This is a genomic window from Halobacillus sp. ABH2_015 (genome assembly GCF_056158945.1).
Genome location: NZ_JBSWUG010000002.1, coordinates 2,959,607 through 2,981,143, shown reverse-complemented (window position 1 = coordinate 2,981,143; position 21,537 = coordinate 2,959,607). Strand labels below are relative to the sequence as shown.

The following is a 21,537-nucleotide window of genomic DNA, read 5'->3' as shown; positions in this document are numbered from 1 at the left end:
GCTGCTTATGGATGATTCTCAAGGTTGAACTTCACGGACTCCTTCCACAATATGAAAGAATTTTTCCTCCATCCAGCAGAGGTGAGCGGGGTGAAGGAGAGTCTTTTTCGATGATAAAGAATTCCTAAGGAGCGGTGCCCCTTTCACTCCTGCGGAAGAACGAGTGGGCCGAGATCGCCGAGCGTGGGTTTTGCGAGGAAGCTCGGTCGCTCGTCCGCGGAAAGGGAAGGGGCTTTCGCTCCTGGCGGTAAGAAAAAAGCTTGTAAAGAAACAGAGGTTTCTCTACAAGTTGAGGAGCAGCGGCTTCCCTTGCTTTCTTTAATAGGAATCGACATCTCCGGGTGTGATGAACCATTTATCCGGGTCATTCATGTCGGTATTGTCCGATTCGATTTCTTTTCCGACGAGCGGCATCGGACTGTCTTTATGGACGAATCCATTCTTTTTCATCAGGTGCGCCGGCATCATCGACGGCAGAGCCCATGACTGGACGACATCCGCTTCCCTCAGGACGTTGAGCGCTTCTTCAAGGAGAGCCCGCCAGGCGTCGTCATCGACCGCCAGCCAGTCGACGATCATCCCGTTACGGAAGCGTCCTTCTTTTTCATGCGTAATGACGAACCCTTGCAGCTGTCCATGCTTATAGAGGGCGGTCATCTTATAGGGATGGACAGGATGGTCGAAGTAGCGCCAGTTCAAGTACGCGGCATCACGGACGACGAGTCCGTCCGCCGTATGTTTCGTCTCTTCAGCCAGGTTATCGAACGCTTGGTCGCACCGGGTGATCCGTTTTACCTCATAGCCGTGCGGTGTTTTTTTCGACTGCCGGAACATTCCATATACACGGTCCAGCGGCTTGAGGACTTTCAATGGGGACAGCTTGGAAGCGAGCAGGCTGACAGGCTTCTGCACATACATCCAGCGCGGCATATCCGTCAGATGGCTCGCACCGGTGTAGCGCAGGAATAATTCCTTCGCTTTCGGGGCAGGAAAACCATACAGGTATGTGATGCCGGCTTTGCGTCCTTCTTCGATCAAGGCGTCATTCAAGTGTTTGTAGATGCCTTTGCCGCGGGCATCGGGATCCACCATCGTGTCGACACGGACACCGACCGTTTCGATGCATCCTTTGATGTAGGCGCTCATCAGCCATAAGCTGATGTGGCCGAGGATCTTCCCGTTTTCCTCGAAGACGAGGATGAAGGGTTCTTTATGTTTAGGGTTTTGTTTGAATTTCCATTCCCAGGCGTCAAGAGGACGCTCCTGGTGGAAGGTCTTTTGAAAAAGGGTCTGAATCTGGGATTCATCGCCTGGTTGATAACGGCGGACTGCCATAATGCTTCTTTCCTTTCCGTATAAAAAAATACTTCCCAAAGTATAACAAAGAACGCCCGTGGATGGCAGAAGGTCTCTGTTACAAGTTCGTGACGTTTCATTAAATCCCGATGGCATTCAAGCGACATTTTTATCTCAAGATAGAACTCTGTCATAAAATCAGCTATAATGGAAGGTAATGTCATGGAACGTTTGACCGTGTACGGCTGACGGGTATTAGATGATGTCGAAAGCATTGCATAAACAGGTTCTCACCCCTCTCCATCACCGGCAGACGTCATAAAGATAGGAAGTTGTCGAATGATATAAGGAGAAGGGCTGCGGAATCATTCAAAAAATACATGATAAAACAATAGATCTAAGGAACCGCATCTTGATTATGGATGGGCCAGAGAAAGGGAGTATTGTTGTATGAAGAAGTCACTATGTGTAGTCGGATTAGGATATATTGGTCTTCCTACATCCGTCATGTTCGCCATTCACGGGCACAAAGTGCATGGAGTTGATGTGAATCAGAAAGCTGTCGACATGATTAATGCCAAGCAGCTTCATATAGAAGAGAACGGTCTGCAGGAACGCCTGGAGGAAGCGGTTGACGCCGGTAACTTCAAAGCGGCGGTGGAGCCGGAAGAGGCCGATGTTTTCATCATCGCCGTCCCTTCCCCGATCCGCGAAGATAAAACCGCCAACCTCGATTATGTACGTAAAGCGACAGAGGCGATTGTCCCTTACGTACGCGAAGGCAACCTTGTCATTTTGGAATCCACCGTTCCTCCACGTACCGTCGAAGACGTGATGCTTCCGGTCCTTAAGGACACCGGTCTTGAAATCGGAACTGATTTGTTCGTTTCCCATTCCCCGGAGCGCGTCATTCCAGGGAAGGTCTTCCAGGAGCTGGTCGAAAACGACCGGATCGTCGGCGGAATCAATGAAAAATCCTCCGAAATGACGAAGGATCTTTACCGTTCTTTCGTTAAAGCGAATATCCACTTGACGGATGCGACAACAGCGGAAATGGCCAAGGTCATTGAAAATACGTACCGCGATGTGAACATTGCATTTGCCAATGAGCTCGCCTTGATCAGCGACCAGATCGGTGTCAACGCATGGGAAGCGATCAAGCTTGCCAACTATCACCCGCGTGTGAACATCCATACACCCGGCCCGGGTGTCGGCGGTCACTGTATAGCTGTGGATCCTTGGTTCCTTGCTGAAATCCAGCCGGATCTTTCCCAGATGATCCAGCTGTCCCGGAATACGAACGATAACATGCCGGTGTACACAGCCAATCAGATCGAGAAGCTGATGAAGGACCAGTTCATTCAGGATCCGAAAGTGGCCTTGTTCGGCTTGTCCTTTAAAGCGAACATCGATGACCAGCGTGAAAGTCCGTCCTTGAAAGTGATTCTTGAGCTCGTTGAAAAAGGAATCAGCTTCAAGACGTTCGATCCGCATATTAAAGAAAACGTCGCCTCCAACCAGACACAGGATATGGATGAAGCGCTTGAAGGAGCGGACATCCTTGTCATTCTGACGGATCACGATGAATTCAAGAAGCTCGACCCAGCCTACATCAAGAGTAAGATGAACAACCGCGTCGTTTATGATACGAAGAACGCCCTGAACCTCGATAACTGGACAGAAGCCGGTTTTATCGCCAAGCGTCTGGGTGACTCCAAAAACGGATAAAGATCAGGTGAAATCATGAAGGAAAAGTTTTTAGGTGTAGACGTCAGCAGCCACTCGTACGAGCAGCTGAAGCAGAATGTATTGGATGATATCAATGAAAAGCGCCAGTCTTTCATTGTGGCGATCAATCCGGAAAAGATTTTGAAAGCCCAGGAAGATCAGGATTTAAAGGCGCTTTTGAACAAAGCGACGTACCAGATTCCCGACGGTGTCGGCGTTCTTCTGGCTTCCAAGCTGAACAAAGGCGGCATCAAGGAACGTGTAACCGGGATTGATATGCTGCTTACCCTTTGCGAGCAGGCTGCAGACAACGAAAAGTCCGTCTTTCTTTACGGGGCGAAACCCGGCGTTGCAGCGGAAGCGAAGGAAAAGCTCATCGATCAGTATCCGAACCTCCACGTTGCCGGTGTACTGGACGGTTATGAAAAAGATGAACAGAAGGTCATCCAGACGATCAATGAGTCTGGTGCCGATATTCTATTTGTAGCCCTCGGCAGCCCCCGTCAGGAGTATTGGATCGTCGATCATATGAAAGAGCTCAATGTCAGCATTTTCCAAGGTGTCGGCGGCTCCTTCGATGTCATTTCCGGCCGCGTCAAGCGCGCCCCGGCGCTTTTCCAGCGTTTCGGTGTGGAATGGCTCTACCGGCTGATTTCTGAGCCGTGGCGGATTAAACGCCAGATCCGCCTTCCATTGTTTCTGCTGAAGGTATGGAGAGATAAGTAAAAAGAAAAAGCAGCGGTGCTTGCACCGCTGCTTTTTTATGTGGACGGATTTCGTGATGATGGAAGCAGGGGGCTTTCATCACCGTTAGAAAAAAGGGGAGGTGGAAGTAGTTCGATCCTTCTACGTGATTTCTGTTACTTTTGAACTTAAAAAGTTAAAATTGCGCAAAGATACGCCGAGGTATGTTGTTTGCCGTCGAATCCTCTTATATAATGAACATATTATTCTCGTAGAGGCTTATTTTGGAAATACATAGAGAATCATGTAGAAATTTTTCGGAATTTCTTCCCGAATATTTAACCCTTTCGACAAATAAGCCGATATACAAACTACCGGCACGTATTCATCCATCGGATCGAATGACCATGAAAGTTTGCATCATTAGACACACTACTACCCTATTGACTATATACCCGACTAAACAAACCAGCAAACCTACCATTATATACGATTGAATCACACTTTTTATGGGATCAGAGCCAAAACAAAAGGAGGGGACTGCTCCGCTAAAATCGCTGCATGAAACCATATATCACTGTCCGTCCACTTTAGACTCTAGCTATCTATGATTCATATTATGCAGGAGGTTCATATGAAAAAAACACATATAGGCGGCTTCTTTTTGCTGTTCGCACTTTTTGTCATTTACCCGGCCCAGGCACAGGCTGAAAAAACAGTTATCCTTGATCCGGGTCATGGAGGAAGGTTCTCCGGAACGACCGGATATTCCGGTATATCCACGGGTTATTATGAGAAGCACTTCAATTTGGAAATGTCCAAAGAAATTAAGGAAGAGCTCGAGGATGCCGGCTACGACGTACATATGACACGCACAGATGACAGCCATTTTGCCTGGAATCTGCACGATGATCTGCAGGCGCGTCTGGATATCGCCCACGACGCGGTGAATGGAAACAATGATAACTCAATCTTTTTGTCTGTGCACTCGAATGCACTTCCATCCAACCCGTATATGAGAGGGTATGAAACCTATTTCTTTGATATTGATGAAGGGATTAACAAGACCTATCCGCCATCCGAGGAGCAGATCGAATATTCACCGGAAAGTAAGCGGCTGGCTTACACCGTCCATGAAAACATTCTTGATGGAGCCCCGTTGAAAGAAGGGCGCGGCCTTGTCCCATCCGACTTGTATGTTACACGGAACGCCCACATGCCGGCAGCTCTTTTAGAGTTCGGTTACATGTCCAACCCGGATGAAGAAGCCCTGATTAAAACATCGTCCTTCCAGCAGAAAGCAGCGGAGGCTGTCGTTGACGGTGTCAATGCCTATTTCCAAGTGTATGAAGTGTACGACATGGACGGCGAACGGCTTGAAATCTTTTATGATCAACAGGACGCGATCGATTACGCCAAAGACGAAGCCAACGTCTATGTTCTTGATAAGTACACGCAGGAAAAAGTCTATGATAATACGAAAAAACGGTATGGCGCTTATCATTCCAACCAGTCTTCTGTAACGAAGCTGTTCGTGAAAAAAGAAGACGCCATCGACTATGCCGATGACTGGAAGAATATGCGCGTCGTTGATAACGAAGAAGGCGAAGTCGTCTGGAGCAACTACTTGGACAAAAACTATGTCGTCGAGCATTCCAACAAAGGGGCCCTGTACGAATCCTACAACCTTGATGATGCTGTCACTTATGCGGTGAAGTGGAAAAACACATCTGTTTTGGATCAAGCCCAGGACGAAGTGATCTGGAGCAACTATCTGGATAAAGACTACACGGTTTCCCATTCTGACAAAGGTGATCTGAAATCCTTCTACCGCGAACAGGAAGCGGTCGCCTATGCCGAGCAGTGGAAGAACACGAAGGTAATGAACGATGGAGATGTGGTCTGGTCCAATATGGATGACAGCTACAACTATTCGTTTGAAACGACTGTACTTGCCGGTAAAGACCGGATGAAGACAGCGATTGAAGTGTCCAAGCAGCTGTATCCGAATGGGCTGGACGGAGAAAAAACGGTCGTCCTTGCGACAGCGTTTGAGTTCGCCGATGCCTTGTCTGCCGGTCCGCTCGCTGCTCAGTATGACAACGCTCCGATTCTGTTGAACCGTGACGATGAACTCAGTGACGATGTGAAACAGGAACTGCAGCGGCTGAATACGAAAAACGTCGTTATTCTGGGCGGGACGAACGCCATCTCTGAAGGCATTGAAAAAGAGCTGAAGCAGAGCTATAACGTCGACCGCATCTCAGGATCCACGCGTATCGAAACGAATCTTGAAATCAATGAAAATCTGAAAGGCGCAGAAGGTGTGTTTGTTGCATCAAGCACCAGCTTCCCCGATGCCCTGGAAGCCTCCTCTGTCGCAGCAGCCAATGGCTGGTCCATCGTTTTGACAGGAGAAGATGAAATCAGCAGCGACAGCTTGAAGTACTTGACCGGGAAAGAAGTCGTGATTCTCGGCGGAACCGCTGTAGTTTCGGAAGATGTTGAAAAACAGCTTGTCGAGGCGAACGGAGCGGATCGTGTGGAGCGTCTGTCCGGAGCGACCCGTTATGAAACCGTTGCGGCTGCGCTCAAGTACTTCCAGGATGACATGAATTCCGATACCGTCCTTGCGGCGACAGGTAAGAACTACCCGGATGCGTTAACAGCTTCGGCGCTGTCCGCGAGAACGTCCGCACCCCTCGTACTCGTTGGGGACAAGCTGAACCCTGAGCTTGAAAAACAGCTCGATCTATACGGCGGGGAAAACGTCGTCGAACAGCTTCAAGTCATCGGAGCTGTCGTGGATGAGGACAGCCAGAAACAAATCGCTGACCACTTAAACTAAATCAATCAGTACTTTTTTGAACAAAGGAGAGGGATTGGATGAAGAAACTCAGCTTTATCGCCCTGTTCTTTGTTCTTCTGCTTTCAGCCTGTTCCGGCACCGATGTCGACCAGGCTGAACAGCTGGAAGAACCAGAGAACAGTGAAACGGAACCAACGGAAGAAGAGACCCCATCAGAAGACACCTCGTCAGAAGAAACCCCTTCAGAAGATACGAAGGAAGAAGCAGAACCTTCTGAAGAGGAACAGACGGAAGAGGCTCCTGAGGAAGAAGCGCCTGCAAAAGAAGAAGCGCCGACCGAAGAGGAATCTGACGTTGAAGAAAAGGATCCATCAGAGGAAACCGCTGCAGAGGAACCGACAGAAGAAGAACAGCCGGAAGAAACGACGGATGAAGACGAAGATACTGTCTCTTCCGCATCCGATGACTCGGAAGAAACTGAGGAAGCAGGCTCCTCCGCCGGTCTGAAGGCGTACATGCCGAAAGGGCCGATGACGAAAACATTCACACAGAACGAAGATTACAAAGTGAAACATGAAGTGGTGGATGTGAACGACCGCTTCGTCCAGCAGATTGTGACGTTCGGAGACATGGTGACCCTGCAGATTCTTGAATTCACAGAAGGCAGAATTGCTGTTGTCTACCAGGAGTCCAACCCGGAGGATACGTCCAGTCAGCTTGATTCATTTGAAGCGCATGAAACGATTGATGTTCTTGTTGATGCCACCGGCAGCTCCGCGAACTTCCAGATTCTTGATGAAGCTCAGACGACTGCTACGCCTTATGGAGAATTTGAAAATGTGTTCGTTGTTCAACGAACGTCCGGTTCCAAGGTGACATCGATGTACCACTATGCCCCTGAGTACGGCCTGATCCGTGAAAAGGTCGAGGACAAAGGGGACAACGGCTATACGATGACATCAGAACTGACGGAGATTCAGGAATAAAAAACGATAAAAGGACGGATGAGTGTGAAAAGACTATTAACATGCATTTCTGCTTTTCTATTGGCCTGCCTGACCGCCCCAGCCTTTGTTAGTGCAGAAGATTCCAACACATGGGTCGTCGAGGAGAGCGAAGCTTCCTTTGAAATCAATGACTCTGTGACCGCTGACGTTGAAAACAAAGAACTTGAAACGAACCTTTCTGTAACCAAAGAAGGGAAAGAACTGCTTGAAGAAACGACACAGCTCAGCACGATTACGGATCTTATTCTTGTTGAAGAAACGCTCGTTGTCGTTTATCGCGCCGACGGGTCAGCTCAAAGTTTGTTCTTTGATGCGTACAACTTGTCTAATGGAAAGATAGTGTTCGAATCCGAAGCCTATGACCGCTCGACATTCGAACTGTCCGGAGAAGAACTTATGATACAATATCCGATTCTTGATGAAGACAGCATCGATACAGAGCCGGAAGCCCTGGCGGAAGATGCGTTCACGATTGCCGGCGGTGACGTGACGAAAGGGAAAACAGAGGAAAAAATGTCTCTGCAGAACACGGTCACATCTCAAGCCGCGGTCAATGAAAAATATAAGAATCCGAGCTATGCCGAAATCAACCGCATCTTGACCGAAGAAGCCGAAAATTTCGATATTCCCCCGGAAATAGTCAAAGCGATTGCCTATCAGGAAAGTGGCTGGCAGCAGTACTGGGATCCGGGCCGCACGCCTGTCACCCATTATCAAAATTCCTGTACGCCTTCAAAAACACGAGGAATTGCCTGGGACGGAACGAACCTGAAGCTTGGTTATGACTGTATCGGAATCGGCATCATGCAGGTGTCCGACTACCGCTTCATTGAGAACGACCAGGAAAGAAAAGAAGAAGTGTACAAGCTTTCCACTGATATCCGCTACAACATTCGTGAAGGGCTGAAGATTCTTGAGTCCAAGTGGAACTATGCCAACTACGATCTTATTCCTACGGTCAATGACGGCGACCGTGATGTGATTGAAAACTGGTATTTCGCTATTTTAGCTTATAACGGCATTTCCGAGCGTAACAACCCGATTACGAACGGGTATATTGCCTATCAGGAAAAGATTTATGACCGCATGCGCAACTATGGATTGTTTAACGTCACCCCATTCCCGACGCACAAGCTGAACCCTTATCAAGACGGCATCATGCGTTTTGAAGAAAGCAACGTGGAAACAACCGGACCTCTTCATACGACGAAGCATGATTTCGGTACGGGGGAAAAAGTATACGTAACCGCAGGAAGTCTAAATGTGCGCAAAGCACCAAACAGTACAGTTGTCACAAGCCTGAAACGCGGCGAGCAGGTCACAGTGACCGGCGCCCCGGTCGGCTATGACAGCAACACCCAGCACTGGGCATGGTACCCGGTGAAAACGACAAGCGGGAAAACCGGCTATGTCGCCTCCAGCTACCTGTCTGCCACCCAGGAGCCGGACAGCTACCGTCTTTCCGGGATCAACCGTTATGAAACAAGTACCGCCCTGTCCAACTACGGCTGGCACTGGAACGAACCGAATGTCGCAGTGATCGGACGCGGGGATCTGCCGATCGACTCCCTGACTGGAAGTGTACTGGCCGCTTATCACAACTCTCCGCTTCTTTTGACACAGACGGACCAGCTTCCAGCAACCGTGGAAAAAGAACTGGAACGTATGGACCCGACGAAGATTTACCTTCTTGGAAGTGAAGGAGCGGTTTCCGCTTCTGTTGAAAACCAGCTGAAGCAGAAATACGGCTCTTCGAATGTCGAGCGCTTGTCCGGAGCCAACCGCTTCGAAACCGCTTATGAAGTGGCCGACGAAGTAGCGGATGAAGTGAACGTCGATGAAATCTTCATCACAACCTCTGATGAAACATCAACGGACGCCCTTTCCATCGCCCCATATGCCGGCGATGAGAACACACCGATCCTTCTGACACTGCCGTACAAGCTTGAAGACAACGTCATCAACTTCATCCGTGAAAACGGCGTGGAAAAAGCGACAATTGTCGGCGGTACAGGGGCTGTCCACCAGACCGTTGAGAACCAGCTGAAAGGTATCGTCGACACGGTCGAGCGTGTGAGCGGACCTGACCGCTACAGCACAAGCGTGCAGATTGCCGAGAAGTACTTCAACGACCACCGCCTGGAAGAGGTGTTCTTCGCCCAAGGGGAGGAAGTCGTCGATGCTCTTGCCGGCTCACCGCTCGCCGCTTCCTACGAAGCACCGATTCTTTTGACGAGAAAAGACAACGTACCATCAACCGTGAAGAATTACTTGAACCATCTGCCGATCAGCCCGGAGAACTACTACCTGGGTGGAAATGCAGCCATTTCCGAAGAGGCCGAGGTGGAGCTGGAAAGTATCCGCCGCTGATATAATAGAAGAAAACCGGCTGTTCCCTTGAGGAGCAGCCGGTTTTTTTGCGTTGGCGGGGGGTGTGCGGGTGGATATCGGTCGGAGCGCGGATATATCAGTCAAATCCGCATTATATCGGTCGAATCACGGATATATGGGTCGCCACCCCTGCGCAGCCGCCGCCCTTCATAGCACATATCAACGAAAATCCGCCGATATCAATGATTCTGCGGATATATCAATGATTATCCGCATTTATCAATGATTATCCGCGTATATCGATTATTCGGCTCATATATCAACGAATTCCACGATAGATCGACAAACCCACATCCCCGCCGATCCACCTCAACCCCCACCCCACTCAGGTCGCATGAGCTTCTGCCCATATATGGAAAAGATATGACTAGACGATTACGATTCGTTTAAGGTTATGGTAAAATCAACAAGTATGGATTATAGTGTTACATAGCGAAATTTGTTTGATTTTAGCAAACGTGAAAGAGGTATTTGTGTGAAATCTAAATTAGGTTTAGCGAGCATACTGTTTATCGGCGCCACTCTGATCCTGAAAGTCTCCGGACTGATCCGGGACATGGTCATCGCCTACTACTTCGGGGCAAGCTACGTGGCGGATGCGTACCTGGCTGCCTTCATTATTCCGAATATGCTGATTTTATTCATGCAGAACGGGATGAAGAATGCGCTCGTTCCGAGTTATATCCAGGCGGCGGAGGAACAACGCGGCCGCTCGCATCTGGGACAGGTCTTCAAAGGAACCGCCGGACTTGCTCTTGTTCTTTCGATTATCGGAATGGCCATCGCACCGGTGCTGATTCCCCTCTTGTATCCGGATTTCAGTCCGGAAGCGAGTCAGATCGCCATCTGGGTGACGGTCATCTTCTTTGCGTGTATATCGTTCGTCGGCATGAACTCGGTGCTGGAGGCGTTCTTTGACGCGGAAAACAAGTTCTCCCTGTCGATCGTTTCTCAAATCATCGTCATTTTAAGCTCGATTGCCGGCGCATTCCTATTCGCCAACCAAATCGGGGCGTACTTGCTGGCGATCGGTTATGCGGTAGGTACCGTCCTATCCCTCATCTTCAAGGCGTTCATCGTCGTTCCGCAGAAGTCGTTGACGCTGAAAGAGAAATTCGACTGGCCGGAAGTGCGCCAGTTTTATTGGATCTTCCTGCCTGTAGGACTGACGGTTATGGTCGGCCAGGTGAACCTGCTTGTCGGCTCGGTCTTTGCCAGCTACCAGGGCGAGGGAGCGGTCATGTACATCAATACGGCGAAGAACTTCGTGCACATGCCGCAGGCGATCTTCGGGGTGACGATTGCAACGATTATCTTCCCGTTATTATCTAAAGCGATTACAACGAACGATACCGGGCAGTTTAAAAAGGGTATCGAAAAAGGGCTCACAACGATGTACCTCGTGTTGATGCCGTCGATCATCGGCATGATGCTCTTGATGCCGAACTTGATCGAGCTGTTGTATGAAGGCGGTGCCTTTGATAACAAGGCGACCGAAGCCACGACCCAGGTCGCGTATTTCTACTTCGGATCCGTCCTGTTCTTCAGTCTCAACAACATCATCAACAAAGGCTTTTATACTATGAAAAAGGGCCACCTGATCCTCATGATCAGTGTCGGTTCCATCTTATTGAACGTCGTCTTCAACTTCGTGTTTGCCGAATGGCTCGGCTACCTCGGCATCCCGCTTGCGGCATCTGTGATGGCGCTCTTCTATACAGGGGCATGCCTCATCGTTTTCACAAAGCTTGTCGGTGGACTCAACTTCAAGTCCATCCTCATCGATTACGCGAAAATCACAGCCGCAGCCGCGCTTATGACGGGAGCCGTCCTGGCCGTCAAACCGCTGATTACAGGTCTTCCCAACCTATTCATTATTATCATCGTCGCCGTAGTCGGCGCGGTTGTCTTTGTCGGATCCGCTTTTGTTATGAAGTCGGACGCCTTTATGTTTCTACTCCATAATGTTACGAAACGGAAAAAGAAAGGAGCAACGTCATGAGTCGTAAAGAATTGTTCATGAACGCGGTGCGTCCGGTCAACGCACCGATGACGAAATTCATCCTCGGCCGTCACTATAACGCAGACCTGATGGCGCTGAAAAATGAACCGGTCCAGAAGGTGCTCGTCCTCGCGCCCCATATGGACGACGAAACGATCGGGCCGGGCGGCACCCTCCGCCAGCACGCCGATCAGGGAGCAGAGGTCCATTGTGTGTTCATCACGGATGGAGCGAGCAGTGTTTCTGAGATGAGTGCGGAGGAGCTGAATGCCAAGCGCCGCCAGGAGATTGACAAGGTCAAAGACATCCTCGGACTGACGGACGTCGCCTACTTGAATCTTCCGGACGGCGGTGTATCAAGCACCCCGGATGCGATTCAATACTTGAAGGAAAAGATCGAAACCCTGAGCCCGGACATCATCTACACGACGCCGTTCATTGATGCGCATACCGATCACAGCGCTACCGCCAAACTGCTCAGCGATACGCTGAAGCGGATGGATAACGTACGCTCGAAAATCCGCATGTATGAAATCAACTGTGCCTTCCCGCCGGATTCGATCAACTGCCTCGTCGACACGTCCGAGCAGCATGAGAGGAAAGTGGAGGCGACGGAAGTGTTCGATTCCCAGGCCATCGCTTTTGACGGCTTCCTGGAGCTGAACCATTACAAAGGAAAACTGGCGTCTGATCCTGTAGAGACTGCGGAGGCGTTCATCGAATGGGACAAATCCAACTTCGTGAAACACGTCGATGTGCTCGATCAGATGGGCTATGATTTCCCGGAGAAGTTCAAGCAGGTCAACCGTACCGATACACTGCTGTGGGCGATTTTCAAAAACTACGCCATGAAGAAGGATTTGTACCGCAAAACCATCAACTAATCATCATAGAAAAGAGGTGTCCCCCATGCCTATCCCATGGAGAAAACTATACTTCGTGTTCGTCGCGCTTGCGCTTTTCTTCATCGGCGCAGCTCTCGATAACACGGTGATCGATCTACTGATCATGCTGTTCTTCGCCGGCTACGCACTCTTCAAGCCGAAGAACTCGCTGCTGATCTTATTTACGTATTTCCCGATCCGCCCGTTTCTGCTGGAATTCAACCCGGCATTAAAAGGGATCGGCGACATCATCATCTTTGCGCTTTTATTCCGTGTCCTACTCATGTACCGCAAGGATTTAAAAAAGCTGTTCCAGTTCTACTGGTTTGAATACGCCTTTTTCGGCTTCCTTATTGTCGGAGCGGTATCGGCGTACCTGACCGGTGTATCCCTGACAGCGATCATCTTCCAGATACGCGGCTTTCTGCTGTTTTACCTCGTGTTCTACATAGCAAGAAGGCTGCACATTACGAAGGAAGACATCAACAAGTTTATTCTCACGACGCTGATCATGACCTTCCTGATCTGTATCCACGGCATGGTTGAAAAGCTGTCCCTACGCGGCGTCTTTCTCCCGCAGAGCTGGCAGGATATGCCGCTGTCTGCAACGAACCGGATCCGTATTTACGGAATGACAGGAAACCCGAACGTGCTGGCGTATTACCTGTCCTTTTCCATCATCATCATCATGTACTTCCGCAACCGTTTTACAGGCAAATGGCTGTGGCTCACCTACGTTTCCCTTGCCTGCCTGTTCGGCGTCTGGAGTCTCACGTATTCACGTGGAACATGGATCGCGTTCGCACTTGCGCTTGCGATTTACGTTGTTGTAGCAAGAAAGTGGAACTTCCTGAAGCCGCTGCTCATATCGCTCGCCGCCGGTGTAATTCTTATCGCTGTGCCGGTCAGTATCGGAACGTCGATCGTCGAGAACACCGACTTCGGAAAAGAGAAGAAAGAGAAGCAGTCGCAGTATGACGACAGTGAAGGAAGCTTCAAAGACCGACTCGGCTCAACGATCGATAAAGAAACACGTGAGCAGTCGAGCCAGTCCGGACGTATTTGGATTGTCAGCAAAGGCTTTGAAATTTATCTCGATCATCCGATCATCGGGACCGGCTTTGCTACGTTCGGGGACGGGGCGACATTGAGCTATGATTCACCGATCTACGATGACTACGGCATTGAACGGGAGTTCTTCTCGGACAACCAGTACATCCAGATCATCACCCAGACAGGGGCCGTCGGTGTCATTTTATTCGCCATCTTCCTGCTGAACATGCTGTACCACATTTGGAAAAAGCGGAACGAAACGCTGCTCGGTCCGGTGCTCCTCGCTGTTCTGCTTGCGGCCTATGCCGCCGGGATGGTGTACAACATCTGGGAAGGCGATTCGTTCACGATCTTCTACTTCGCCATGCTCGGCTACCTTTTGAATATGCGGCCGGAGCATGAATATGACCTCTAATCGAGGAGGGCGCTTATGAGTAAACGTGTGCTCGTCATCAGCAACATGTATCCGAGTCACCGCACACCGACGTACGGCATTTTTGTGAAAAATCAGGTGGAGGCCCTGAAGGAAAAAGAGATCTCCGTTGATACCGCCGTCAACCGTGATAACCGCGGAGGGAAAGGCAGCCTCATCCGCAAGTATGTGATTTGGCTTTTGAAAATCCTTGCCCGCTTCATTACGAAAGGGCGGTCGTATGATGTCGTGCATGCGCACTACATCTTCCCGAGCGGCCTGCCCGGACTGTTGTTCAAGAAGCTGTTCAAAACGAAGCTGATCGTCACCTCCCACGGCGGTGATCTCGATCAGATGGCGAAAAAAAGCGGCCTGATCAAGAAGCTGACGAAAAAGATCCTTCATGAAGCTGATCACGTCATCGTTGTGGGCAAGGCATTGAAATCGGAAGTGATCGACGGCTTTGGGGTCGCGGAAAACAAGGTGTCCCTCATTAATATGGGGGTCGACCGCCGTGTCTTCCAGCCGGTCGACAGTACCGAAGCGAAAAAAGAACTCGGGCTGAACCCGGATCATTTTCACATCCTGTTTGTCGGCAACCATATCAAGGCGAAAGGGCTCACCGAGCTTCTGGAAGCCGTACAGAACATCCAGAAGCAGAATAAACAAGTAGAGCTCCACCTCGTTGGAAGCGTCAAAGAAGAACGTTACCTCCAGGAATTGAAAGAGAGCGTCCAGCAGGAAAACAGCTCCCTCGTTCATTTTCACGGACCGAAAGACCAGCAGACGGTCGCCACATGGATGGCAGCGGCGGATGTGTTCACCCTGCCGTCCTACATCGAAGGCTTCGGTCTCGTCGCTCTTGAGGCGATGTCGTGCCACACCCCTGTGGTCGGGTCCGATGTCGGTGGTCTTTCCTACCTGCTGGCGGATGATCACGGTGTGCTCGTTGAGCCGAAGAGTGTGTCTTCCTTACAGGCCGGCCTGCAGCGGGTGATGGAGGATGAGCTCTTGCGTAAGCGGCTGATCGAGAACGGCGAACAGGCAGCCGAGGAAAGCGATACGGAGCGGCTGCTAAATGAAATCATTGATCTTTACAACCGTGCATAGCCTGCCGGTTTAGATGAACCATAAGGAAGGGAAGCGGACGACGGCTTCCCTTTTCTTTCACCTCGTTTAAGGTGGATTACTTACATAATCCTCTGACATGTTTTATACTATAGGCGGTGTAAATGAATCGTACAGAGAAACAGGAGGTAACAGGAAAATGGACGAACAAAGCAACCAAAGTCAGCTTGGAATCGATTCCGCTCAGCTTATGGATGATATGACTTTCGTATTATTCGGAGCCAGCGGCGATCTTGCCAAACGTAAAATCTATCCGGCTTTATACAATTTATATGTCGAAGGAAAAATGCCGTCCTCTCTATCTGTCGTAGGCTTAGGCCGCCGGCCGTATTCCCAGGAGGACTTCCGTGAAATCATCAAGGAGTCGCTGTCTACGTTCTCCCGTAGAGAAGCGGATCCCTCCCATATGGAAGAGTTTCTGGAAAGCTTCCGCTACTTCATCTTTGACGCAATGGAACCGCAGTCGTACGCCGACTTGAAGGCTTTCATTGAAGAGCGTGAAACAGAGAAATCCATTCCACAGAACCGTCTGTTCTACTTATCTGTGGCGCCGAGCCTTGTCGAGCCGATTACGGCATCGCTTCAGAAGAGCGGCATCACAGAAACCGACGGCTGGAAAAAGCTGATCGTGGAGAAGCCGTTCGGCAGTGACCTGCATACCGCCCGTCACCTGAATGCTGAATTGAGAAAAGCGTTCGATGAAGAAGAAATCTTCCGCATCGACCACTACTTAGGCAAGCCGATGGTGCAGAACCTGGAATCGTTGATCCGTCCGAACCCGATTCTGAAATCCTTGTGGAACCATGACCAGATTGCCAACGTACAGATTACCGCCAGTGAAACCGTCGGTGTCGGTACACGTGCGGGTTATTACGATAAATCCGGAGCGATCCGCGATATGGTGCAGAACCATTTGTTACAATTAGTGATGATGACCGCTCTTCACCACCCGGAAAAGCTGTCCGCCAAGCAAATCGAAGAGAAGAAATCGGCGATCATGCAGGCACTGCGTCCGGTTGATGAGGGCAATATCCAGCAGGATGTCGTCCGCGGTCAGTATGAAGCAGGCGAAGTGGACGCCCAGTCCGTTGTCGGCTATCACGAGGAAGATGGTGTCGAAGAAGGATCCAACAACGACACGTACTTCGCTGCCCGTCTGTACATCGATAACGAATACTGGAAAGGCATTCCGTTCTACATTCGTACCGGAAAGCGTCTTAGCCAGAAATCGACCCGCATCATCATCGAGTTCAAGAACGAAGTCGAGGATGAGCCGGATTCCGAAGGCGCTACATCCAACCTGCTTCTGATTGAAATCAACCCGAATGAAAGCATCGGTCTGCGCGTCAACCTGAAGGATGACGGCAACGAGAAATTCGAACCGGCCTACGTCAACTTCACGAAAAACCTGGATGAGCAGCCGGAAGCGTATGAAAACCTGTTGAATGACGCCATGGCAGGAAACGCCACGTACTTTGCGCACTGGAACGAAGTGGAGCTTTCCTGGCAGTGGATTCAGCCGATTCTTGAGGCCTTCGAAGCCGACGAGCTTCCGCTTCATACGTACAACGCTGGATCCCACGGACCGGAAGCAGCCGAGAAACTGCTGAACGAAGACGGTTATACCTGGTGGGAAGTATAAATTACGGATAGAGAAGGGGACTGATTGAAACATGGAGAAACAGAACATCGGTGTCATTGGTTTAGGAGTCATGGGTGCGAACCTTGCCCTGAACATTCAAGATAACGGATATAAAGTATCAGTGTACGACTACTGGACAGACCGTGTCGATGAGCTCGTCCAAAACAAAGAAAACACCGGCAACGTCAGCGGTGCCTACAGTGCCGAGGAATTCGTGGCTTCTTTGGAATCCCCACGTAAAATCCTTATGATGGTCAAAGCCGGTGAAACAACCGACAAAGTGATCGAAAGCCTTGTGCCTCACCTTGATGAAGGAGACATGCTGATCGACGGCGGGAACACGTATTACGAAGATACCGAGCGCCGTGCCGCCTACTTAGAAGAAAAAGGCATCCACTTCATCGGTACCGGCTTCTCCGGCGGAGAGGAAGGCGCGCGCCGCGGTCCTTCCATCATGCCCGGCGGACCAATCGAAGCTTACAAAGAAGTGCAGCCGATCTTCGATGCGATCGCAGCGAACGTTGAAGGTACAGCGTGTGCCGCCTACATGGGACTCGGCGGTGCCGGTCACTATGTGAAAATGGTGCACAACGGTATCGAGTACGGCGATATGCAGCTGATCTGTGAAGCGTACTTCATTATGAAGAACGTCCTCGGCCTGTCCGCTCAGGAACTTCACGAAGTATTCAAAGAGTGGAACGAAGGCGAGCTGGACAGCTACCTGATCGAAATCACAGCTGATATCTTCACGAAAGTCGACGAAGAAACAGGCAAACCGTTGGTTGAAGTGATCCTTGATACAGCCGGTCAAAAAGGAACAGGAAAATGGACGAGTAAGAGTGCCCTTGATCTAGGTGTACCGCTTCCGATCATTACCGAGTCCGTATTCGCCCGCTTCATCTCTGCAATGAAGGAAGAGCGTGCGAAGGCAAGCAAGTATTTGACCGGTCCTGAAGTGAACTTCACCGGCAACAAGGAAGAAGCGATCGAATCGATCCGCAAAGCGTTGTACATGAGTAAAATCTGCTCCTACGCGCAAGGATTCGCTCAGATGCAGTCCATGAGTGAAGAAAAGGGCTGGGACCTTCAGTACGGCGATATCGCCATGAACTTCCGCGGCGGCTGCATTATCCGCGCGCAGTTCCTGCAGAAGATCAAGGAAGCGTATGACCGTGAAGACCACCTGTCCAACCTGCTGTTGGACCCGTACTTCACAGACATCGCAACAACGTATCAAAAAGAGCTTCGCGAAACGATTGCGCTTGCAATCCAGAACGGTGTTCCAGTACCGGCGTTCTCCAGTGCGCTTGCTTACTACGACAGCTACCGCACAGAGAAACTCCCTGCGAACCTGCTTCAGGCGCAGCGTGACTACTTCGGTGCTCACACGTACAAGCGTGTCGACAAAGAAGGAACGTTCCATACAGATTGGATGAATATTTAATAAACAAAAACCCAGGCCAAGCGCCTGGGTTTTTTTATGCTGTCGAGAAATTATAGAGGCTCTTGTCGTGTTTACGGCCGCGCATCGCTTATCGGTGGATGCTTGCCGCGGGCCCGGCCTCAGCTAACTTGGTCAGGAAAACCACCTGTCCAAGTGGATCTTCGGCTCGTGCTGTTCCCGCAGGCGTCACCCCCGAACGCCTATCGTGTCATCACCGGTGCCCCCGCCCGTCGCCAGGGTTTTTGGTGTGTACATGTGTTAAAATGCCATTTTGTGGTATATAAGAACTATACAAATGATGGGAGATGAGGATATGAACGATAAGATGGCAGCAGGTTTCTGGGTGAGGCTGGGCGCAAGGGTCATTGACGGACTTTTAATAGGTATCGTTGTTGCGGCGCTGAACTTTATCATTTTTCAAGGCTTCAATCAGGACACTCCTGCTTTTAACTCCGTTGGAACCCTTTACTATGTTATCCTGCCGGCGCTGTGGGCCGGGTACACCTTAGGGAAGAAGGCCGTCGGCGTGCGGATCGTGAAACAGGATGGCACAGATGTAGGATTCGGCAAGATGATTTTGAGAGAAGTTGTCGGTGGACTTGTCTACATCTTAACCCTCGGCATTGGAGCGATCGTCAGTGCCTTTATGGTCGGGATCCGCGAAGACAAACGCGCCATCCATGATTTTATCGGCGGCACGTATGTGACGCATAGGGAACCGGAAACATCGGAAACAAGTCAGGCTGTTGAAAGCTCAAATATCTGAACATAAAAAAAGGAGACGACCTGAGGTCGTCTCCTTCTACTGTGGAAAAGTGTTGTCTTATACGTGTTTTATATCATTATTCACGTTCCGCTTATCGGTGGGTGCTTGCCGCGGGCCCGGCCTCAGCTAACTTGGTCAGGAAGACCACCTGCCCAAGTGGATCTTCGGTCCGTGCTGTTCCCGCAGGCGTCACCACCGAACGCTCCTCGTGACTTCAACAGCCTGAGGTTCGTTCTAAAGCTGTTTTTTATTCCGATTCTGTTTCTGTGCTTTCGGATTCCTCAGCTTTCTTTGCAAACACGGCACTGACCTGTTTGTTGCGGTTCATCTTTACGGACGTGCTGGCGCTCGATCCTGTGACGTCCCCTTCCCAGCGGACGAAGGTGTAGCCTTCATCTGGTACGGCCGTGACAGAAATGGACTGTCCTGCTTTCACCGTTTTATTGGACGCCTGTATCGTTCCTTCACCGATGACCGACATTGTCAGTGAGTAGCTCTCCGGCTCAGGCTCCGGTTTTGGCTCCGGCTTAGGTTCAGGTGTTGGTTCTGGATCAGGTTCGGGCTCTGGTTGAGGCGCTGCTTTTCTTTCAAAGTTCGCTGCCACAACCTTGCTGCGGTTCATCTTCAACGTGATGGAGGATGAGGAGGAACTGGCATCCCCGCTCCATCCGGTGAAACGCCAGCCATCCGCTGGAATTGCAGATAAGCTTACGTTCGTTCCATCTTTGAACTGGCTGCCAGACGCACTTTTCTGGATACGACCCTGGCCGTTAATCGCCACATTCAAGGAATAGGTTTCTACAGCTTCTGTCTGTTCTTCTTCCTCTTCCTCGGAATCCTCTTCGTCTGTTTCTTCATCCACTTGTGTAAAAACAGCGCGAAGCGTTTTGTCTTCATTCATCGATACAACGATATCAGAGGTTTCTGAAGTGAGTGATCCTTCCCAGTGATCGAATTCCCAGCCGTCAGCGGCACGGGCACGAAGCGACACTTTAGCGAGGTGTTCAAAATCTGTTTCCAACGTGTCCCGCACGACTTCGCCTTCTCCGGTCTTTGCCAGCGTCAAGGTGTGTTTGACAGGCTCAAAGACAGCTGTCACATTCATATGGTCTTCCACCGTAAGGTTAACTGAATTCACGGTACCATCAAGATCATTTTCCCAGCGGACGAATTCATAGCCTTGAGCCGGGTGAGCCTCTATTGTAATGTCTTCGCCGACACTATAGCTTTCCTGATCAGGATAGACCGTAACGGTTCCCTGACCCTGGGATTTTGTTTGAACGATTTTAGATGACCCTTCAACGAAAATGTCGATTTGTTCCTCAAAATCTTCTAAGCGGACGGTCAGTACATCCTGACCTTCTTCTACTGCAGTCAACGTGGCTGTCTGATCCTGCTGCACATCCAGTTCAAACAGCTGCTTTTCGATCGACCATTCGGGTTGGATGCTCATTTCTTCTCCGTCCGCATCATACCCGGTCACCGATAAGTCGAGGGTTTCTCCAACCGCAAGCGGTTCGATTTCCTCCGGTGTCACTTCAACCTCGTCCAGCAGCTGGTCTACGACTTCCACTTCTATATCTTCTGTGTAGGATTCCCACTCGGCAGTAACCAACACTTTACCGAGTTCCTCTGCAGAAAAAGTCGTCCCTGTGACACCTTCGACCGTGACCAGTTCACCAAGGCTGTCTTCTTCCTTCGTCCACTGCGCCTCAAGAGGAATGAACTTTCCTTCTTCACTCTCCCAGGCTAATTGCAGATCACGCTCATAGCCTTTCTGGACACGAGGTCTTTCCGTTTGTATGGAAATCTGTGATTCCAACGTTTCCATGGCTTGTTTGACAGCATCCGAATCGTTTTCACTGTATTTGATACCTTTTTCTAAGGAACTGTACGCTTTTTCTACATCCTGCAGCTGCAGCTGAATGTCGGAGGATTTTGTATACAGCTTTCCTTCTTCCGGTGTTTCATAAATCCCATCCGACAAAGTCTTTACAGCTTTTGAGGATTCCTTTACAGCGACAAAAGCATCCGCAAGTCCCAGTCTTGCATCTACAAATGCCGGGTCTTTCTCTAATACAGATTGATATAAGTCAATGGCTTCTTCATAGTTTTCCTCTTCCAAAGCTGTCTGGGCTTTTTCATATGTACTGTCCACAGAGTTTGCGCCAACGCCGTTCATAGTAAAAAAGACACCCGCACCAACAGCGAGCACTGCGATGACAGCAAGTATGAGCACTTTCTTGTTCAAATGGTTCCCCGCCTTTCTTTCATACATAGGTTAAATGTCT

The 21,537-nt window shown here is 50.1% G+C and carries 14 protein-coding genes; 12 read left to right on the top strand and 2 right to left on the bottom strand.

Translation table 11 applies throughout. The features are described 5' to 3' along the window. Nucleotides 1-318 precede the first annotated feature (318 nt). Complete coding sequence (locus ACXAD6_RS15560) at nt 319-1,335, bottom strand: GNAT family N-acetyltransferase (protein WP_474969659.1); 1,017 nt, start codon at nt 1,333-1,335, stop codon at nt 319-321. Between the two features lie 411 nt (nt 1,336-1,746). On the opposite strand from ACXAD6_RS15560, the gene ACXAD6_RS15555 reads away from it, so the two are divergent. From ACXAD6_RS15555 to ACXAD6_RS15500, 12 genes are all read left to right on the top strand, one after another. Beyond that, nucleotides 1,747-3,024 carry a nucleotide sugar dehydrogenase gene (locus tag ACXAD6_RS15555; RefSeq protein WP_474969658.1) on the top strand — a complete coding sequence of 426 codons (1,278 nt, stop codon included), beginning with the start codon at nt 1,747-1,749 and terminating at the stop codon, nt 3,022-3,024. A 15-nt stretch (nt 3,025-3,039) separates the two neighbouring features. After that, the gene (locus ACXAD6_RS15550) at nt 3,040-3,750 is read left to right on the top strand and encodes a WecB/TagA/CpsF family glycosyltransferase (RefSeq protein WP_474969657.1); all 711 of its coding nucleotides are present in this window, start codon (nt 3,040-3,042) and stop codon (nt 3,748-3,750) included. Nucleotides 3,751-4,342: 592 nt separating this feature from the next. Next, entirely contained in the window at nt 4,343-6,556 is a 2,214-nt protein-coding gene (locus ACXAD6_RS15545; protein WP_474969656.1) for a cell wall-binding repeat-containing protein, read from the top strand. 38 nt (nt 6,557-6,594) lie between these two features. Next, nucleotides 6,595-7,503: a hypothetical protein gene (locus ACXAD6_RS15540; RefSeq protein ID WP_474969655.1), complete on the top strand. Its 909-nt coding sequence runs from the start codon at nt 6,595-6,597 to the stop codon at nt 7,501-7,503. A gap of 24 nt (nt 7,504-7,527) precedes the next feature. Next, nucleotides 7,528-9,894: a cell wall-binding repeat-containing protein gene (locus ACXAD6_RS15535; RefSeq protein ID WP_474969654.1), complete on the top strand. Its 2,367-nt coding sequence runs from the start codon at nt 7,528-7,530 to the stop codon at nt 9,892-9,894. 496 nt (nt 9,895-10,390) lie between these two features. Further along, the gene (murJ, locus tag ACXAD6_RS15530; protein WP_474969653.1) at nt 10,391-11,917 is read left to right on the top strand and encodes a murein biosynthesis integral membrane protein MurJ; all 1,527 of its coding nucleotides are present in this window, start codon (nt 10,391-10,393) and stop codon (nt 11,915-11,917) included. After that, nucleotides 11,914-12,801 carry a PIG-L deacetylase family protein gene (locus tag ACXAD6_RS15525; RefSeq protein WP_474969652.1) on the top strand — a complete coding sequence of 296 codons (888 nt, stop codon included), beginning with the start codon at nt 11,914-11,916 and terminating at the stop codon, nt 12,799-12,801. Before murJ ends, ACXAD6_RS15525 begins: the two co-directional genes overlap by 4 nt. Before the next feature lie 25 nt (nt 12,802-12,826). After that, on the top strand, nt 12,827-14,269 hold the full coding sequence (locus ACXAD6_RS15520) for an O-antigen ligase family protein (protein WP_474969651.1): 1,443 nt from the start codon (nt 12,827-12,829) through the stop codon (nt 14,267-14,269). A 15-nt stretch (nt 14,270-14,284) separates the two neighbouring features. After that, nucleotides 14,285-15,376: a glycosyltransferase gene (locus ACXAD6_RS15515; RefSeq protein ID WP_474969650.1), complete on the top strand. Its 1,092-nt coding sequence runs from the start codon at nt 14,285-14,287 to the stop codon at nt 15,374-15,376. A gap of 208 nt (nt 15,377-15,584) precedes the next feature. After that, nucleotides 15,585-17,036, top strand: coding sequence for a glucose-6-phosphate dehydrogenase (zwf, locus tag ACXAD6_RS15510; RefSeq protein ID WP_474970439.1), 1,452 nt, complete (start codon nt 15,585-15,587; stop codon nt 17,034-17,036). A gap of 31 nt (nt 17,037-17,067) precedes the next feature. Continuing rightward, nucleotides 17,068-18,480, top strand: a complete 1,413-nt coding sequence (gene gndA / locus ACXAD6_RS15505) for an NADP-dependent phosphogluconate dehydrogenase (RefSeq protein WP_160836548.1) — start codon at nt 17,068-17,070, stop codon at nt 18,478-18,480. Between the two features lie 313 nt (nt 18,481-18,793). Further along, nucleotides 18,794-19,246: an RDD family protein gene (locus tag ACXAD6_RS15500; protein ID WP_474969649.1), complete on the top strand. Its 453-nt coding sequence runs from the start codon at nt 18,794-18,796 to the stop codon at nt 19,244-19,246. Between the two features lie 247 nt (nt 19,247-19,493). On the opposite strand, the gene ACXAD6_RS15495 is transcribed toward ACXAD6_RS15500, so the two are convergent. Beyond that, nucleotides 19,494-21,524 (bottom strand): InlB B-repeat-containing protein, encoded by a 2,031-nt coding sequence (locus tag ACXAD6_RS15495; protein WP_474969648.1) that lies wholly within the window; start codon nt 21,522-21,524, stop codon nt 19,494-19,496. Nucleotides 21,525-21,537: the final 13 nt, after the last annotated feature.